This is a genomic window from Streptomyces sp. TSRI0281 (assembly GCF_001905125.1).
Lineage (GTDB): Bacteria > Actinomycetota > Actinomycetes > Streptomycetales > Streptomycetaceae > Streptomyces.
Window position 1 is genome coordinate 53,138 of the sequence record NZ_LWLE01000017.1, and the last position, 17,683, is coordinate 70,820.

General features: G+C 71.7%; 16 protein-coding genes and 1 riboswitch. Of the genes, 4 read left to right on the plus strand and 12 right to left on the minus strand.

Features of this window, described 5'->3' with window-relative positions; genetic code table 11:
• Positions 1-161: 161 nt before the first annotated feature.
• Entirely contained in the window at positions 162-773 is a 612-nt protein-coding gene (locus tag A6A29_RS23245; protein WP_073722529.1) for a uridine kinase family protein, read from the plus strand.
• 378 nt (positions 774-1,151) lie between these two features.
• On the plus strand, positions 1,152-3,041 hold the full coding sequence (locus A6A29_RS23250) for an AAA family ATPase (RefSeq protein WP_241838618.1): 1,890 nt from the start codon (positions 1,152-1,154) through the stop codon (positions 3,039-3,041).
• Positions 3,042-3,117: 76 nt separating this feature from the next.
• Here A6A29_RS23250 and A6A29_RS23255 read toward each other — a convergent pair whose 3' ends face one another.
• From A6A29_RS23255 to ribD, 10 genes are all read right to left on the minus strand, one after another.
• Positions 3,118-4,221 carry a hemolysin family protein gene (locus tag A6A29_RS23255; RefSeq protein WP_073722530.1) on the minus strand — a complete coding sequence of 368 codons (1,104 nt, stop codon included), beginning with the start codon at positions 4,219-4,221 and terminating at the stop codon, positions 3,118-3,120.
• A complete protein-coding gene (locus A6A29_RS23260; RefSeq protein WP_073722531.1) occupies positions 4,218-5,591 on the minus strand; it encodes a hemolysin family protein in 1,374 nt (457 codons plus the stop codon). The genes A6A29_RS23255 and A6A29_RS23260 overlap by 4 nt, the downstream gene beginning before the upstream one ends.
• A gap of 184 nt (positions 5,592-5,775) precedes the next feature.
• On the minus strand, positions 5,776-6,246 hold the full coding sequence (locus tag A6A29_RS23265) for a PH domain-containing protein (RefSeq protein WP_073722532.1): 471 nt from the start codon (positions 6,244-6,246) through the stop codon (positions 5,776-5,778).
• 44 nt (positions 6,247-6,290) lie between these two features.
• Entirely contained in the window at positions 6,291-7,139 is an 849-nt protein-coding gene (gene hisG / locus A6A29_RS23270) for an ATP phosphoribosyltransferase (protein WP_073722533.1), read from the minus strand.
• Between the two features lie 68 nt (positions 7,140-7,207).
• A complete protein-coding gene (locus A6A29_RS23275; RefSeq protein WP_056787177.1) occupies positions 7,208-7,480 on the minus strand; it encodes a phosphoribosyl-ATP diphosphatase in 273 nt (90 codons plus the stop codon).
• 35 nt (positions 7,481-7,515) lie between these two features.
• The gene (ribH, locus tag A6A29_RS23280; RefSeq protein ID WP_073722534.1) at positions 7,516-8,001 is read right to left on the minus strand and encodes a 6,7-dimethyl-8-ribityllumazine synthase; all 486 of its coding nucleotides are present in this window, start codon (positions 7,999-8,001) and stop codon (positions 7,516-7,518) included.
• A 69-nt stretch (positions 8,002-8,070) separates the two neighbouring features.
• Entirely contained in the window at positions 8,071-9,369 is a 1,299-nt protein-coding gene (locus A6A29_RS23285) for a bifunctional 3,4-dihydroxy-2-butanone-4-phosphate synthase/GTP cyclohydrolase II (protein ID WP_073722535.1), read from the minus strand.
• Positions 9,366-10,010 carry a nicotinamide mononucleotide transporter family protein gene (locus A6A29_RS23290; protein WP_073722536.1) on the minus strand — a complete coding sequence of 215 codons (645 nt, stop codon included), beginning with the start codon at positions 10,008-10,010 and terminating at the stop codon, positions 9,366-9,368. Before A6A29_RS23290 ends, A6A29_RS23285 begins: the two co-directional genes overlap by 4 nt.
• The gene (locus tag A6A29_RS23295) at positions 10,007-10,663 is read right to left on the minus strand and encodes a riboflavin synthase (RefSeq protein WP_073722537.1); all 657 of its coding nucleotides are present in this window, start codon (positions 10,661-10,663) and stop codon (positions 10,007-10,009) included. The genes A6A29_RS23290 and A6A29_RS23295 overlap by 4 nt, the downstream gene beginning before the upstream one ends.
• Positions 10,664-11,764, minus strand: coding sequence for a bifunctional diaminohydroxyphosphoribosylaminopyrimidine deaminase/5-amino-6-(5-phosphoribosylamino)uracil reductase RibD (ribD, locus tag A6A29_RS23300; protein WP_073722538.1), 1,101 nt, complete (start codon positions 11,762-11,764; stop codon positions 10,664-10,666). It abuts the gene before it with no gap.
• Positions 11,765-11,923: 159 nt separating this feature from the next.
• Positions 11,924-12,054: riboswitch (FMN riboswitch) on the minus strand.
• Positions 12,055-12,205: 151 nt separating this feature from the next.
• On the opposite strand from ribD, the gene A6A29_RS23305 reads away from it, so the two are divergent.
• Positions 12,206-12,952: an SDR family oxidoreductase gene (locus tag A6A29_RS23305; protein ID WP_073722539.1), complete on the plus strand. Its 747-nt coding sequence runs from the start codon at positions 12,206-12,208 to the stop codon at positions 12,950-12,952.
• A 66-nt stretch (positions 12,953-13,018) separates the two neighbouring features.
• Here A6A29_RS23305 and A6A29_RS23310 read toward each other — a convergent pair whose 3' ends face one another.
• Complete coding sequence (locus tag A6A29_RS23310) at positions 13,019-14,209, minus strand: ROK family transcriptional regulator (protein ID WP_073722561.1); 1,191 nt, start codon at positions 14,207-14,209, stop codon at positions 13,019-13,021.
• A gap of 259 nt (positions 14,210-14,468) precedes the next feature.
• Here A6A29_RS23310 and A6A29_RS23315 point away from each other — a divergent pair, with 259 nt between their 5' ends.
• Entirely contained in the window at positions 14,469-15,722 is a 1,254-nt protein-coding gene (locus A6A29_RS23315; RefSeq protein WP_073722540.1) for an MFS transporter, read from the plus strand.
• Between the two features lie 213 nt (positions 15,723-15,935).
• On the opposite strand, the gene A6A29_RS23320 is transcribed toward A6A29_RS23315, so the two are convergent.
• Positions 15,936-17,624 carry a hypothetical protein gene (locus A6A29_RS23320; RefSeq protein ID WP_143197049.1) on the minus strand — a complete coding sequence of 563 codons (1,689 nt, stop codon included), beginning with the start codon at positions 17,622-17,624 and terminating at the stop codon, positions 15,936-15,938.
• Positions 17,625-17,683 lie beyond the last annotated feature (59 nt).

The following is a 17,683-nucleotide window of genomic DNA, read 5'->3' on the forward strand; positions in this document are numbered from 1 at the left end:
TGGTGGGGCTGCGGGTACCGATCGGTGCGCCAACTATCGCGGGTCCCGGCCGGGTTCTGCCAGTGATTCGTCCTGTGCCGCACCATCAATATTGGTCTGATCCACTGGCGTGACCTGCGGTTGCCCCGGGCCGCTCGAAGACCGGCCCGTACGCTGGACGCATGAACGACCTGGCCGGCCGTGCGGCTGCCCTGCGCACCCTGCACCCTTCCTGCGGGCCGGTGCGGCTGGTCGCGATCGACGGGCACGCGGGCTCGGGCAAGAGCACCTTCGCGGCCCGGCTCGCGGCGGCCCTCGGTGACGCGCCCGTACTGCACCTGGACGATCTCGCCACCCACGATCAGCTCTTCGACTGGACGGACCGGCTGCGCGAGCAGGTGCTCCTGCCGCTCTCACGCGGGGAGTGCGCCCGCTATACCCCGTACGACTGGACGGCCCGGCGCTTCGGTCCGCCCAGGACGCTGGAGCCCGCACCCGTGGTGCTGGTCGAGGGCGTCGGTTCCGGCCGCCGGATACTGCGTCCCCGGCTGGCCGCGCTGTGCTGGATGGAGTGGGACCGGGGCCTGTCCTGGGAGCGCGGGCGCCGTCGCGACGGGCCGGGGCTCTCGGAGTTCTGGGACGGCTGGACCGCAGCCGAGGAGCGGCATTTCGCCGCCGATCCCTCCCGCCCGTTCGCCGATGTCCTGGTACGCCAGTTGCCTGAGGGATACGAGTGGCTGGAGGGACCTCGTGCGGCAGCAGGAATGACTCGTTCCCTCACCCAGGGTGAGTAGCGGAGCCACCCCTGCCGAGCGGCCGGGATTCGCCCCGGAAGTCCTCCAACTCGGCTTGACCGAGGGGCCGTACAGGTCTTACGTTCTCATTGTGAGGCTTTTCAGAGCCCCTAAGGACGCGAAGCCCCCGATTGTTCCCCCGTGATCGGGGGCTTCGTTCTGCTCCCGCACCGTTTCCTTCGCGACCACGCAGGGCGATACGCTCACCCTCGGTCACGTTCCCCGGTGCGCCGAAGGCCCCTTAGCCGCTCACCCTCTGTGCAGGTACGATGCACTTCGGTGCGGTCAATTCCCCTCCTCAGCACAGTGATTCGGCGCGCTCCGGTGGGCATGCTGAGCGGGCGGGACATCCTGGGGGCACGGTTTGTGGGGGACCTGATGGACATCGGCACGCAGGGCGCACAGGCCCCCGCCGACCTCGCCTGGCTGCGCGGCGTGGACGCCTACACCATGGGCGCGTATCCGCAGGCCGAGGAGGAGTTCAGAGCCGCGGTGCGGTTCGATCCCGGCATGGCGGACGGCTGGCTCGGCCTCCACGCGCTGCGCGTCGACACCACCACGGCGCTGCTGCGCATGTACCGCCACCGTGAACGCTTCGGCGAGCAGCGCTCCCGCCACCGCCGTACGCTCAACTCGTGGTACTGGCTGGGCTGGTGGGTACAACCGGTGCTGGAGAGCCCGCGCGACCTGCTGCTCGCGCACGCCTCGCACTGGCTGGACGGCCGCCATGTCCCGGAACTGGACCGGGCGCTGGCCGGGCTGCCGCCGGTGGACACCGACTCCCAGGTGCGGTTCCTGCACGCCTGCCGTTCCTACCTGGTCAAGGACTGGGACCAGCTCGTCCGCTACACCGAACAGCTCGTCGACGATCCGATGCTCGGCATCGAGGCGGGGCTCTTCGGCGGCATGGCGCGGGTGCGCCTGGAGATGTACGGGCAGGCCGAACCGCTGCTCTCGGCCGCCCTGATGCGCTGCCGCAGCGAGCAGCCGCAGCGCAAGGAGCTGCGCTACTGGCTGGCCAGGGCCCACGAGGGGACGGGACGCAGCGCGGCGGCCCTGCCCCTCTACCGTGCGGTGCACCGCGTCGACCCGGCCTTCATGGACACCTCGGCCCGGCTCGCCGCGATCTCCGAGGGCGACGGGTACGACGACTCCGCCGATATGGCCGCCGTGTCGCTGACCGGATACGGCGTGGACGGTACGGGTGCGGAGACCCAGCCGGAGAGCGAATCGCCGCTCGGCACAGATCTCGTGGAGAGCCGGGAACCGTGGCCGGTCCCGGTCCCCGATCCGGGCCCGGCCGTGCCTCCGCCGGTCGAGGGCGTACGCCACAGGGCGGCGCCGAAGCGGCCCACCTTCCCCGCCGGGCCCAGCGATCCCGCCCTGCTCGCCGAAGCGCTGGCGGAGCTGGAGCGGATGGTCGGCCTCGAACCGGTCAAGCGCCAGGTCAAGGCCCTGTCCGCGCAGTTGAACATGGCCCGGCTGCGGGCCGAGCAGGGACTGCCCGTCCAGCCGCCGAAGCGCCACTTCGTCTTCTCCGGCCCCTCCGGCACCGGCAAGACGACCGTCGCCCGCATTCTGGGCCGGGTCTTCTACGCCCTCGGACTGCTCGGCGGCGACCACCTGGTGGAGGCGCAACGGGCCGATCTGGTTGGGGAGTTCCTCGGCCAGACGGCGGTCAAGGCCAATGAGCTCATCGACTCGGCGCTCGGCGGGGTGCTCTTCGTCGACGAGGCCTACAGCCTGTCCAACTCGGGCTACAGCAAGGGCGATGCGTACGGCGACGAGGCGCTTCAGGTCCTCCTCAAGCGGGCCGAGGACAACCGGGACCATCTCGTCGTCATCCTCGCGGGCTACCCGGAGGGCATGGACCGGCTGCTCGCCACCAATCCCGGGCTCTCCTCCCGCTTCACCAGCCGGGTGGACTTCCCGAGCTACCGCCCCCTGGAACTCACCGCGATCGGTGGGGTGCTGGCCGCCGAGAACGGTGATGTGTGGGACGAGGAGTCCTTGGACGAGCTGCGCAGCATCAGCGGGCATGTCGTCGACCAGGGCTGGATCGACGAACTGGGCAACGGGCGGTTCCTGCGGACGCTGTACGAGAAGAGCTGCGCCTACCGGGATCTGCGGCTGTCCGGGTACGCGGCCGTGCCGACGCGCGACGATCTGGCGACGCTGCGGCTGCCGGATCTGATGCAGGCGTACGGGGAGGTGCTGTCCGGGCGGGGGCCGGTGAACCGCGGGCCCCAGGAGCCGGGGACGGCGTGAGGGCGCGCGGTGACGGGGCGCGGCGGCCGAGGGGTCCGGTGCCGGCCGCGCCGGGCGGCACCGGACCCCCGGTCCGTCAGGCCCGGCCCGCCAGGGCCTTCTGTTCCTGAGGGGCCGTCGGTACGTCCACCGTGCGGCGGGGTACCGAGACACGGTGGGCCGGGTCGCGGACCTCTCCCACCAGCATTTCCAGGACGTCCTCCATGGCGACCAGGCCCAGCACCCGTCCCGACGCGTCGGCCACCTGGGCCAGATGCGTCGCGGCGCGGCGCATCACGGTGAGGGCGTCGTCGAGGGGGAGTTCCGCGCGTACCGTCGCCATCGGGCGCCAGATCTGCTGCGGGACGGCGCGTTCGCCGTCCTCCAGGTCCAGGACGTCCTTGACGTGCAGGTAGCCCATGAAGGGGCCGCCGCCCTCAGCGCAGACGGGGAAGCGCGAGTAGCCGGTCCGTACGGTCAGCTCCTCGATCCTGCGCGGGGTGACGGAGGGGTCCACCGTCACCAGCGACGCCCGCTCCAGGAGTACGTCGGTGACCGGCCGGCTGCCCAGTTCGAGCGCGTCCTCCAGGCGCTCCTGGGCCTCCGGCTCCAGCAGTCCGGCCTGTCCGGAGTCCTCCACGAGCCGGTTGAGCTGCTCGCTGGTGAACACGGCCTCGACCTCGTCCTTGGGCTCGACCCGGAAGAGCCTCAGCACGATCCGGGCGCAGGCGCCCAGGCCCGTGGTGACCGGGCGGCAGAGCCGGGCGAAACCGACCAGTCCCGGGCTGAGCCACAGAGCGGTCCTCTCGGGGGCGGCCATCGCGAGATTCTTCGGGACCATCTCGCCGATGACGAGGTGGAGGACGACCACGAAGACGAGAGCCAGCGCATAGCCGAGCGGGTGGATGAGCCCCTCGGGAACATGCGCCGCGTGGAAGACCGGTTCGAGGAGGTGGGCCACGGTCGGCTCGGCGACGGCACCCAGGGTGAGTGAGCAGATGGTGATGCCGAACTGGGCGGCGGCCATCATCTGCGGCAGATTCTCCAGTCCGTACAGGACCTGGCGGGCCCGGCTCGATCCGCTCGCGGCGAGCGGTTCGACCTGGCTGCGGCGTACGGAGACGAGAGCGAACTCGGCGCCGACGAAGAAGCCGTTCGCCAGCACCAGGAGCCCGGCGAACAGCAACTGGACCAGGCTCATCGCACGGCCTCCAGCAGCACTCGCGCGGAGGGGTCCGCGGCCGTGACGTTCTCCGGCAGGTCCGCCGTGCGGGTGAAACGGACCTGTTCGGCACGGTAGTGGCCGACCTGGCGGACGGAGATCCGCCAGCCGGGGAGTTCCGCGCGGTCCCCGGGGGCGGGGATGCGGCCCAGCAGATCGGCGACCAGTCCGGCCACGGTCTCGTACGGCCCGTCCGGTACGTCGAGGCCTATCCGGCACAGAGTGAGGACCCGGCAGCTGCCTTCGGCGTCCCAGACGGTACGGCCGTCCTCACCGACGGCGGTGGCCAGCTCAGGCCGGTCGGCGCCTTCCGCGTCGTGCTCGTCGCGGACCTCGCCGACGAGTTCCTCGATGATGTCCTCAAGGGTGACGACTCCGGCGGTGCCGCCGTACTCGTCGACGACGACGGCGATCGGCTGCTCCTTGCGCAGCCGCCGGAGGAGCTGTTCGACGGGCAGGCTCTCCGGCACCAGAAGCGGTGGTACGGCGATCCGGCCGGCCGGGGTGCGCAGCCGCTCCTGGGCGGGGACGGCGAGGGCGTCCTTGAGGTGGATCATGCCGACGACCTCGTCGATGCGGTCCCGGTAGACCGGGAAGCGGGAGAGGCCGGTGGCGCGGGTGAGGTTGAGGACGTCCGCCGCGGTCGCGGACGACTGCAGGGCGCTCACCTTCACCCGGGGGGTCATGACGTGCTGGGCGGTGAGTCCGGCCAGCGACAGGGTCCGTACGAAGAGATCGGCGGTGTCCTGTTCCAGGGTGCCGGCCTCGGCCGAGTGCCTGGCCAGCGAGACCAGCTCGCCCGGGGTGCGGGCGGAGGCCAGCTCGTCGGTGGGCTCCACGCCCAGCAGGCGCACCAGCCGGTTGGCGAGGGTGTTCAGTGCGGTGATCACGGGGCGCAGCACGGTCGCGAAACGGTGCTGGGGTCCGGCGACGAAGCGGGCGACCTGGAGCGGCCGGGAGATCGCCCAGTTCTTCGGGACGAGCTCGCCGATCACCATCTGGACGGCGGAGGCGAGCAGCATCCCGATGACCACGCTGACACCGGGTACGGCCCCTTCGGGCAGTCCGGTGGCGGTCAGGGGGCCGGCGAGCAGCTGGGCGAGCGCCGGTTCGGCGAGCATGCCGACGACCAGCGAGGTGATGGTGATGCCGAGCTGGGTGCCGGAGAGCTGGAAGGAGAGTTCGCGCAGGGCTTCGACGACGGTACGGGCCCGCCGGTCGCCCTCGGCGGCCGCGCGTTCGGCGTCCGGCCGCTCCACGGTGACGAGCCCGAATTCGGCTGCCACGAAGAATCCGTTGGCGAGGATGAGAAGGAATGCCGCACTGAGAAGCAGCAGTGGGGTGGTCATGCCGCCGCCTCCGGGGAAGGGGCGGCGCAGATACTACCGGACGATCCGTCCATTGCTGGAGGGAGTCACTCCTTGGGTCGCAGGAAAAAACCCGCCGGCCCGGGGGCCTCTGGGGCGGGGCGGGGCGCACCGGGCGCCGCCGCCCTCCAGAGTAATCAAGAAGAGGCCGTACGGGGCAGGGGGCTCAGCCGTTGTCCGTGGCGGCGTCCGCTCCGGTGCCGCGGGATTCGGCGAGGACGCGCAGCGTACGGGCGTCCCGGATGGCCTGCTGCTTGGCGATTCCGGGCTGGATGCCGAGCGCGGGCAGGCTGGTGCCGTCGCTGAGGTCGAGGAAGACCCAGGGGTCGCCGACCCGCAGGTTGACCCGGAGGATCTCCTCCCAGGCCAGCCTGCGGGTGCGGGTGAGGTTGACGACGGTGACCCCGGTGTCGTCGGCGACGACCTTGGGCCTGCTGAGCAGGGCCAGGACGCCGAAGAAGAGGGCGGCCACGAAGATGAAGCTGGTCCGCTCCCCCGGGTTCAGCTTCTCCAGGGTCAGGGCGATGACGGTGATGACGAGGAACATCGCCAGACCCACGGCCAGCAGGACCACCCGGGTGAGGGTGGGCCTGAAGGTGACCGGGAGGGCGGGCAGTTCGGGCCGGGGGGCGGACATCAGGCGCTCTTCTTGTCTGTCGGTGTTCTCGGTCGCCCCGGCCGTCAGAGACGGCAGGCGTGGATGGCCGTGGTGAGGATGGCGCGGGCACCGAGCTCGTACAGATCGTCCATGATCCGCTGCGCCTCCTTGGCGGCGACCATGGAGCGGACGGCGACCCAGCCCTCGTGGTGCAGCGGGGAGATGGTCGGCGACTCCAGGCCCGGGGTGAGGGCCACGGCGCGCTCCAGGTGCTCGACGCGGCAGTCGTAGTCCATCATCACGTAGGAGCGGGCGACCAGGACGCCCTGGAGGCGGCGGAGGAACTGCTGCACCTTCGGGTCGTCGTCGGGGGCGCCGGTGCGCCGGATGACGACGGCCTCCGACTTCATGATCGGCTCGCCGATCACTTCGAGTCCGGCGTTGCGCAGGCTGGTACCGGTCTCCACCACATCGGCGATGATCTGGGCGACCCCCAGCTCGATGGCGGTCTCGACCGCGCCGTCGAGGTGGACGACGGAGGCGTTGACGCCGACGTCGGCCAGGTGCTTGGCGACGATGCCTTCGTAGGAGGTGGCGATCGTCATGCCGTCGAAGTCCTGCGGGCCGTGGGCCGTGCCGGGCTTGGTGGCGTAGCGGAAGGTCGAGCGGGCGAAGCCGAGCTGGAGGATCTCCTCGGCGTCGGCGCCGGAGTCCAGCAGCAGGTCGCGGCCGGTGACGCCGATGTCGAGGCGGCCGGAGCTGACGTAGATCGCGATGTCGCGGGGCCGCAGGTAGAAGAACTCGACCTCGTTCTCCGGGTCGACGAGAACGAGTTCCTTGGACTCCTTGCGCTGCTGGTATCCGGCCTCATGGAGCATCGCCATCGCAGGCCCGGAGAGTGAACCCTTGTTGGGGACGGCGATGCGCAGCATGGGGTCAGGTCCTTTGGTGCGAAGGGGTGGGATTGCGGACGTGCGGATGTGCGGGGAGCGCGGTCGGCCTAGAGATGGGCGTAGACATCGTCGAGGGAGATGCCGCGGGCGACCATCATCACCTGGACGTGGTACAGCAGCTGCGAGATCTCCTCGGCGGCGGCTTCCTTGCCCTCGTACTCGGCGGCCATCCACACCTCGGCCGCCTCCTCGACGACCTTCTTGCCGATGGCATGCACTCCCTTGTCCACCAGTTCGGCGGTGCGGGAGGTGGAGGGGTCGCCGTTGGCGGCCTTGAGCTGCAGCTCGGCGAAGAGCTCTTCGAAGGTTTTGTTCGCCATGATGGTCCTTAGAATACGGGGTCGCCGGCCCGCACTCAGCGCCAGGGTTCGCTGACGGTGCGCAGTGTGGTGGCGGTGGCGACGGCCGCGGTGACCGCTTCGTGGCCCTTGTCCTCGTTGGACCCTTCGAGACCGGCCCGGTCCAGCGCCTGCTCCTCGGTGTCACAGGTCAGGACGCCGAATCCGACCGGTACCCCGGTGTCGACGGTGACCTGGGTGAGGCCCGCGGTGACCCCGTGGGAGACGTACTCGAAGTGCGGGGTTCCGCCGCGGATGATCACGCCGAGGGCGACGATCGCGTCGTAGCCGCGGCCCGCGAGGACCTTGGCGACGACGGGAAGCTCGAAGCTGCCGGGGACCCGGAGCAGGGTCGGCTCGTCGATGCCCAGCTCGTGCAGAGCGCGCAGGGCGCCGTCGACGAGTCCGTCCATGATCTGCTCGTGCCACTGGGCGGCGATCACGGCCACCCGCAGGTCACCGCAGTTGCGTACGGACAGTTCGGGTGCGCCCTTGCCGCTCATGTCTCTCCTACTGCTCGTTCCGTGGGGTTACGGGGTGGTGGGTGGGATGGATCAGGGATACGGGGCAGGTCACTGGTTGCTGCACGTCGACGCGGTGGCGCCGTCGAGCCAGGGCAGGTCGTGGCCCATGCGGTCGCGCTTGGTGCGCAGGTATCGCAGATTGTGCTCCCCGGCCTGGACCGGCATGGGTTCCCGGCCGGTGACGGCGAGCCCGTACCGCAGCACCGCGGCGGTCTTGTCGGGGTTGTTGGTCATCAGGCGGAGGCTGCCGACTCCGAGGTCCGCGAGGATCTGGGCACCCGCCGCGTAGTCGCGGGCGTCGGCGGGCAGACCGAGCTCCAGATTGGCGTCGAGGGTGTCGACCCCGCGCTCCTGGAGTTCGTACGCGCGCAGCTTGGAGAGCAGTCCGATGCCGCGGCCCTCGTGGCCGCGCAGATAGACGACGATGCCGCGGCCCTGCGCGGTGACGCGCTCCATGGCGGCGTGCAGCTGGGGGCCGCAGTCGCAGCGCTGGGACTGGAAGATGTCGCCGGTCAGGCACTCCGAGTGGATCCGTACGAGGACGTCCTCGCCGTCCCCGATGTCCCCGTGGACGAGCGCCACATGCTCCACTCCGTCGACGGTGGAGCGGTAGCCGTACGCGGTGAACTCGCCGAACGCGGTCGGCAGCCGGACCTCGGCCTCGCGGCGGACGGTCGGTTCGGCGCTGCGGCGGTAGGCGATCAGGTCCTCGATGGAGATGATCGTCAGGCCGTGCTTGCGGGCGAAGGGGACCAGTTCGGGCAGGCGCAGCATCACTCCGTCCTCGCCCGCGATCTCCACGATCGCCCCGGCGGGCCGCAGTCCGGCGAGCCGGGCCAGGTCGACGGCGGCCTCGGTGTGGCCGTTGCGTACGAGGACTCCGCCGGAGCGGGCGCGCAGCGGGAAGACATGGCCGGGGCGGACGAGGTCGCCGGGTCCGGCCACGCCGCCCGCCAGCAGCCGCAGCGTGGTGGCGCGGTCGGCGGCGGAGATGCCGGTGGTCACGCCGTGGACGGCACCGGCGTCGACGGAGACGGTGAAGGCGGTCTTCATCGACTCGGTGTTGTGCTCGACCATCTGCGGCAGTTCGAGCCGTTCCAGCTCGTCGCTCTCCATGGGCGCGCAGATCAGCCCGCGGCATTCGCTCATCATGAACGCGACGAGCTCGGGGGTCGCCTTCTCGGCGGCGATGACGAGGTCGCCCTCGTTCTCGCGGTCCTCGTCGTCCACGACGACGACGGGCCGGCCGGCCGCGATGTCGCGGATGGCCTGCTCGACGGGGTCGAGGGAGAGGTTCTCGACGAGGGGGTCGTGGTTCCGGTGCAACCAGGTGGGCTGGGCAGTCATGCCGTGGCTCCTTCCAGAGCGGGTGACCGCGTGCGCAGCCACCAGTCGCGCATGCCCCACAGGACGAGGGCGCCGTAGACGACGTAGATGAGACCGGAGAAGGCGAGCCCGCTGTGGAAATTGAGCGGGACGCCGACCAGGTCGACGAGGAGCCAGGCGAACCAGAACTCGACCATGCCGCGCGCCTGGGCGAGCATCGCGACGAGCGTGCCCGCGAAGATGTAGGCGTCCGCCCAGGGGCTCCAGGACAGGGACGGGAACGCGGTGAAGAGACCGCCGACGGCCAGGGTGCCGAGCGCCGCGCCGCCGACCAGAAAGCCGCGCTCGCGCCAGGTGGCGAACCGTACGGCGATGCTGCCGTCCTGGGCCTGCCGCCTGCCGCGGGTCCACTGCTGCCAGCCCCAGACGGCGACGGCGATGACGACCAGCTGTTTGCCGACACTGCCCGCCTGGTGCACGGAGACATTGGCCGCGACCAGGACGACGCCGGAGAGGAGCTGGGCGGGCCAGGTCCAGAGGGAACGGAGCCAGCCGAGGGTGAGCGCCGCCAGACCGATCGTGTTGCCGAGCATGTCGGACCAGATGATGTGCTGTCCCAGGACGGTGAACGCCTCCGAGTTCAGCCAGGTCAGCGCGCTCATGTCACCGGCTCCCCGGGCTCCGGCACCACACCCCGGGCAGCGCCGGGGGCAGCGCCCTGGATCGCATCGGCACCGAGCAGCCGCTCGACGTACTTCGCGATCACGTCCACTTCGAGGTTGACCGGGTCGCCGGGCTGCTTGATGCCGAGCGTGGTCAGGGCGAGAGTGGTGGGGATGAGGCTGATGGTGAAGTGGTCGGGCCCGGCGTCCACGACGGTCAGGCTTACGCCGTCGACGGTGATGGAGCCCTTCTCCACCACGTAACGGGCCAGCTCCGCGGGCAGGGAGACCTTCACGATCTCCCAGTTCTCGGAGATCCTGCGCTCCACGATGCGACCGGTGCCGTCGACGTGGCCCTGGACGATGTGTCCGCCGAGCCGGCCGCCGAGGGCCATGGGGCGCTCCAGGTTGACCCGGGAGCCGGTCGTGAGGGCACCGAGGCTGGAGCGGTCGAGTGTCTCCGCCATCACGTCCGCGGTGAACTCGTCCTCGCCGAGGTCCACGACGGTGAGGCAGACCCCGTTGACGGCGATGGAGTCGCCGTGTTTGGCGCCTTCGGTGACGACGGGGCCGCGCAGTCGGAAACGGGAGGCGTCGTCGAGCTTCTCGACGGCAGTGACCTCACCCAGTTCTTCGACAATTCCGGTGAACACTCAGTTTCCCTTCCGAGCAGTGACGGGGACGGCGGTGATGCGCAGATCGGGGCCGAGAGTGACGGTCTCGGTCACATCGAGGCGCAACGCCCGCGCAAGTGTGGGGATTCCGGCGTCGGCGAGGGCGGCGGGGCCCGCGCCGAGCAGAACGGGGGCGAGATAGCCGACGACCTTGTCGACCGCTCCCGCGGCGACGAAGGCACCGGCCAGGGTCGGCCCGCCTTCGAGGAGTACGGAGCGGACGCCCCGCCCGTGGAGGGCGGCGAGCAGGGCCGGCAGGTCCAGGCCCCGGCCGGAGGCGGCCCGCGGCAGCCGCAGGACGGCCGCTTCGGGGAGATGGGCGGCGGGTGCGTCGTCGGCGACCGCGATCAGGGTGGGCGCGGTGGCGTCGAGGACGCGGGCGCCGGGCGCGACGGCCGTCGCGTCGGTGTCGACGACCACCCGCAGCGGCTGGGTGGCGCCCTCGATGCCGCGTACTGCCAGCTGGGGGTCGTCGACACGGGCGGTGCCGGAGCCGACCACGACGGCGTCGGCCTCGGCGCGCAGCCGGTGGACGTCGGCGCGGGCCTCGGGCGAGGTGATCCAGCGGCTGGTGGCGTCGGCGGCCGCGACCCGGCCGTCGAGCGTCGCCGCGTACTTCCAGAGGACGTACGGGCGGCCGAGGCGCACCGAGGTCAGCCAGGCGGCGTTGCCCGCCTCGGCCTCGTCGGCGAGGAGCCCCTGCTCGACCTGGATCCCGGCCCGGCGCAGGGTGTCCGCGCCGCCGGTGGCCTGCGGATTCGGGTCGCCGACCGCGTACACGACACGGCTGATCCCGGCGTGCAGGAGCGCCTGGGCGCAGGGGCCGGTGCGTCCGGTGTGGTTACAGGGTTCGAGGGTGACGCAGGCGGTACCGCCCCGGGCCCGCTCACCGGCCGCGCGCAGCGCGTGTATCTCGGCGTGCGGCCCTCCGGCGCGCTGGTGGAAGCCTTCTCCGGCCTGCTCTCCGGCGGCGTCGGTGATCACGCATCCGACGACCGGATTGGGGCTGGTGGAGCCGAGTCCGCGGGCTGCGAGCGCGATCGCTCGGCGCATGGCGGTGATATCGGCTGCGGTGGCCACCGGGTCCTCCTGCCTCTTCGGGCACGGACTCCGGGGCCTGTCGATGACGACAGATGAAGCGGTACGGCACCGGGAACGCCGAACCCCGAGGACACGGACACGGCTGTCCGGTGATCCGGAACACGCGTCCGCCTGGGGCGGCGTACCTGTGACGACCCGCCGCGCACTGCCTCCCATCCGGACTTTCACCGTCGGTCCAGGAATCACACCTGGTCAACCGGCCGCTGGCTGCGGACGGGTCGCGGACTATAACCGCCGGTTCGGAATTACACCGACCCCGGAGTGCGCTGCTATTGGTACGCAATCAGTCTGCCACGGACGACCGTCGGCCATGCAGGTGATGGCTGTGTGCTGACTCACAGAGCAACCTCGGAGAAGGGGCGCCCCCACGGATCGTCCGCTCGCCGCCCCGCGTCCCGCCGCTCTGGCAGGCTGGCGTCCATGACGACGATTCTGGTGACCGGCGGTACCGGAACACTCGGCCGGCAGGTCACCGCGCGACTGCGCGACGCCGGACAGGACGTACGGGTACTGAGCCGCCGCTCCCCTTCGTACGCCGTCGATCTGCGCGACGGCAGAGGGCTGGACGCCGCACTCGACGGGGTGGACGCGATCGTGCACTGCGCCACGTCGCCGCGGGGCGGGGACGACAGGGCGGCCGGACATCTCATCGGGGCCGCGCGGCGGGCGGGCGTGCCCCATCTGGTCCATATCTCGATCGTCGGTGTGGACCGGATCCCGCTCGGTTACTACACCGTCAAGCATCGGGTCGAACGGATGATCGAGGAATCGGGGCTCGGCTGGACGATCCTGCGGGCCACGCAATTCCACGACCTGGTCCTGAGCATCCTCTCCGCGGCGGCCAGACTGCCCGTGCTGCCGGTGCCCGCGGGGGTGTCGGTCCAGCCCGTCGACAGCGGCGAGGTCGCGGAGCGGCTGGCCACGCTGACGCTCGGTGCCCCGGCGGGACGGGTGCCGGAGATGGGCGGTCCCGAGGTCCGGGAGCTGGCCGACCTCGCCCGCGTCCACCTCAGGGTGACCGGACGCAAGCGGCGCGTGGTGCCCGTGCGGCTGGCGGGCAAGGCGTACGCCGGATACCGGCGCGGCGATCACCTGACCCCCGAACGGGCTGTGGGGACCAGGACGTTCGAGGAGTTCCTCGCGAGGAGATACGGCCGCCCGGTGTGAGCGGTCCGGGGACGGGCAATCCCCGGTCCGGGGACGGGCATCCCCAGCCGCTCGGCGAAGGGCATCTCAGCCGCCGGGGGCGAACAGCGCGTCCTGGGCCGCCTCGCGCGCCGTGAGCAGCGCGCCGCGCAGCACGGCGGCGCCGCCGAGTGATCCGGCGCGGACCTCGGTGCGCAGCGGCGACATCCTGGCCAGCCGTTCCTCGACCCGGTCGGCGAGCCCGGCACCGCCCGCGTGGCCGACCTCGCCCGACAGCACGACGCAGCCCGGGTCGAGCACCGAGGCCACGGCGGCGGCGCCGAGCGCCAGACGGTCGGCGAGGGCGTTCAGGAACGGGTCGCCCTCCGCCCCCTGTCCGAGCGCCGCCCGGACGGCGGCAGCGGCGTCCGGTTCCGCGTCTCCTCCCCGCGCGTACGGGGGCACCTTGATGCCGTGGTCGGCGGCCAGTTCGCAGATGGCCGCCGAGCCCACCAGGGAGTGGAAGCCCCCGTCGCAGCTGACGTCCGAGGGAATCCCCGCAGTGCCGGGCACGGGCAGGAACCCGATCTCACCCGCACCGCCCGAGGCCCCCCGGCGCAGCTTCCCGTCCAGCATCACGGCGGCGCCGATGCCGTGGCCGAGCCAGAGCAGGACGAAGGTGTCGCGGTCGCGCGCGGCGCCGACCCGGTGCTCGGCGACGGCCGCCAGATTCGTCTCGTTCTCCACCAGGACGGTCGCGGGCAGCCGCCGCTGAAGCACCCGGACCAGGCCGCGGTGCCAGGCGGGCAGGCCGCTGGTGTCGCGCAGTTCGCCGGTGACCGGGTCGATCAGCCCGGGGGCGCCGATGCCGACGCTGTGCAGGGGGGCGGTCCCGGCCTCGCGTGCGGTGCGTTCGAGGAGGGCGACGGCCTGCTCGACCGCCGGTTCCGTGCCGGTGTCGCTGCCGATGGGCATGGTCGCCTCGGCGAGTGTGGCTCCCAGCAGGTCGGCGACGACCACGGCGACGCTGCCGGTGCGCACGTCGAGGGCGGCGAGATGGGCGCGGTCGGCGACGATCCCGTACAGCCGGGCGTTGGGGCCCCGGCGCTGGGCTCCGCTCTCGCCGACGACCTGGATCAGCCCGGCGTCCCGCAATCGCTCGACCAGGTCGGCGACCGTGGGGCGGGAGAGGCCGGTCAACGTCTTCAGCTGCGTGGCCGTCAGCGGGCCGTCCTGCTGGAGCAGTCGCAGGGCGAGCCGGTCGTTGATGGCCCGAGCGGTGCTCGGTGAAGCGGGCATGCCGGGATCCTTCCAGATCACGTCGCACTCATTCCATGGGCGGCCGGTGGGGACCGCGGGACGACCGGTGCGCGCGGCCGACGCGGGCCACTGCGGGCCGCTCGCCGGTTGCTCGCCTGACCGTTCGCGGGCTGTTCGCCGGGGTGTTGATGCGGGCTATTTATCAGGCAGGGTTCCTGATAGTTTACGCCCCGGATCGTGGGCAGAGGCGCCGGAGCAGAGCCGGTGGGCCAGTATTTCCAGGGGAGGGCACAGCGGTATGACAACGGATTCCACAGTGACGGGCGTCGGCACGGAACAGGTCGGGCGGGCCAGGATCGCCATCGCCACCGTCTTCACGGCGCACGGGGCGGTGACCGGCAGCTTCGCGACCCGGGTGCCCTGGATCCAGGACCACGCCGGGGTCAGCGCCGGTCAGCTCGGTCTCGCACTGGCCTTCCCCGCGATCGGCGCCTCGCTCGCCATGCCGCTGGCCGGGCGGATCAGTCACCGTTTCGGCACCAGAACCGCGCTGCGCTGGCTGCTGATGCTGTGGACGCTCGCCCTGGTGCTGCCCGCGATGGCGCCGAGCCTGCTGACGCTCTGCACGGCGCTCTTCGTGTACGGGGCGACGGCCGGGATGTCCGACGTGGCGATGAACGCACTGGGCGTCGAGGTGGAGAACCGGCTCAACAAGTCGATCATGTCCGGCCTGCACGGGATGTGGAGCGTGGGTGCGCTGACCGGTTCGGCGGCCGGAACGGTCGCCGCCCATCTCGGCACCGACGCGCGACTGCATCACATGATGGCCGCCGCCGTCCTCACAGTACTGGGGCTGATCGCCTGTCAGAGGGTGCTCGACCTGCGCAGCGAGCCGGGCGAGGACCCGCCGCCGCGCTTCACCCTGCCGCCCGGGTCCGCCCTGATCATCGGCGCGATCGGGTTCTGCGCGGTGTTCGCCGAAGGTGCCAGCATGGACTGGTCGGCGGTCTACCTCCGGGACGTCATGGGCAGTTCCGCAGGTCTGGCCGCCGCGTCCACCACGGCGTTCGCGCTGACGATGGCGGTGGCCCGGATCGCCGGGGACCGGATCGTCGACCGGTTCGGGGCGGTCCGTACCGTACGCGTCGGGGGCGCGCTGGCGACCGTCGGCGGTCTGCTGGTCGTGCTGTCACCCGGCCCGGCGGTGGCGCTGTGCGGCTTCGGACTGCTGGGCCTCGGTGTGGCCGTCGTGGTCCCGCTCGCCTTCGCCGCGGCCGGGCGCAGCGGACCGAACCCGAGCCAGGCCATCGCGGGCGTGGCCACCATCACGTACACCTCGGGGCTGATCGCCCCGTCGGCGATCGGCTCGCTGGCCGAGGCCACCTCGCTGGTCGTGTCGTTCGGTCTGGTGACGGTGCTGGCGTTCGGTCTGGTGCTGGGGGCCGGGGTACTGCGGGCGGGCGACCGCAAGGTCACCGGCCCGGCCGGCCCTGACACCGCCCCGGCGGAAAGCGGGGCGGAACCGAGCGGGGCGGAACCGAGCGGGAGCTGAGGCGGCCCGGGGCGCCGCCCCGACGCGCGCGCGGCAGGCGCCCTGGTTCCCGGAGGTGAAGAACCGCCTCCGGGAATCGAGGTACCTGCCGCGCTCATACGGGTGCCAGGGGCCCGCTCATGCGTGCGTGGGCCCGTGCATTGCGTGCGTGGGCCCGTGCGTTCGACGGTGCGTGAGTCCCGCTCACGCGATGTGTGGGACCGCGCCGGTCTCTCAGCCGGTGCAGGTGACCTTCAGCGCGGATATCGCGTGGTGCTCGTAGTTGTTGTCCTCGCCGCGGTCGTGCAGCTGCACCGAGAGCTTCTTGGCGTCCACCGCGAAGGTGCCCGGCACGTTGTACCAGGTGCCGCGACGCTCCTTCTGGCGGACGTAGTAGGAGCCGACCAGGTTGCTGGTCCGGGGCAGGAACCTGTCGTAGACGGTGTAGTAGCTCGGGTTGCCGCCCACCCGCACGATGTCGGAACTCCCGGGTACGTGGACAGAGATGCTGCACTTCCTGGCGCTGTCGGGCAGGTCGAACAGCCAGGTCGCCGATCCGCCCGAGTCCTTGGAGGAGCTGCCGGACATGGGCATGGAGAGGTACTTGCCGTCGCAGCCGTACCCTCCGAAGCCACCGGTGTGGGTGGCCCAGCCCTCCTTGCCGTCGCTGTAGTAGCCGGACTTCTGGAAGCGCTGGGTGTCACATTCCGGTCCGGACACCCCGCTGTACACCACGGCGGGCGCCGACTTGGGCACCGTACCGGCCGCGGGGGCCTTGGCCGGAGTCTTCGAGCTCTTGGGGTCGGGGGCCTTGTCGCCGGTTGTGCTCTTCGACGTCTTGTCGCCCTCGCCCTTGGTGCCCTTGTCCTTCGTCCCGGTGGAGCCGTCCGCGGACTTCCCGCCCACCCCGCTGTCGGCCCGGACGTCTCCTCCCCCGCCCGTGCCCGTGCCCTTGTCGAGCCGGGCCGGGGTCTTGCCCGGATCATCGCCGCCGGCCTGCCGCTTGCCCTCGGTACGGTCGGGATCGGTGCCCGGCACGTAGCCGCCGGCCCGGCCGTCCGCCTTCCAGGCCGCCGCCTCTTCCCGGCCCTTCGGCTTGGCCTCGTCCTTCTGGGCACCCGCCACGACGAACGGGGTCGCCAGAAGCAGCGCGCCGGCGAAGGCTGCCGCGACGACCATCGGGCGCGAGACACGGCCGGGGCGCTCCGGGGCACCGCCCTCAGCCGCCGAGGCCCCGCCGGGGGGACCTGAGGAGGCTGCGGCGACCGCGGTCGCCGTGGCGGCAACGGTCGTTGTGGCGGAGGCGGTCGTTGTGGCGGAGGCGGTCGTTTCTGCGACGCCTGTCGTCGTCCCGGAGGCGGTCGCTGTCCCGGAGACGGAGGGCGCGCTCGCGGGGGTCGATGCCTCGGTGGCCGGTTCCGCCGGGGTCGATGCCGCGGTGGACAGGGGTGCCTTCGCTTCGGCCGGCTCCCCGGCGACGCTCTCCGCAGCACCCGATGAGGCGGAGGCGGAGGCGCTCCCCGAACCGGTGGTGGGCACCGCGGCGGCCTTGCCGGCCGTCGGCGCCGGCTCTTCCCGGGCTGCTGCCGCGCTCTCGCCGTCGGGTTGCTGCTCGGACCCGGAGGCGCCCCTGCCGATGGAGACTCCGGCCGCGTGCACCACTGCCGGGGTTTCCGCCGCGGGCTCGTCGGGCTTCTCCGGACCGGGTTTCGAGGCGGTCGGCGTCCTCGCGCCGCCGGTGTCCTTACCGCCGGTGATGCCGCCGTCGCCGCCCTCCGTCGATGTGGGGGACGGCGGCGAGGACGGGGCGCCTATGCTTCCCGGGGCTCCGGGGGACGCCTCGCTGTCGGGAGCCGGAGTGCCCACGGCCTCACTCCGGTTGCGCGCGGGCTCGCTCTCCTCGGTGGATCGCACTCGCTTCACGGGTGAGCCCTCTTTCCCTGCCATCGACTTTCCTCATCCTCTCGATCGCTCTACGGCGA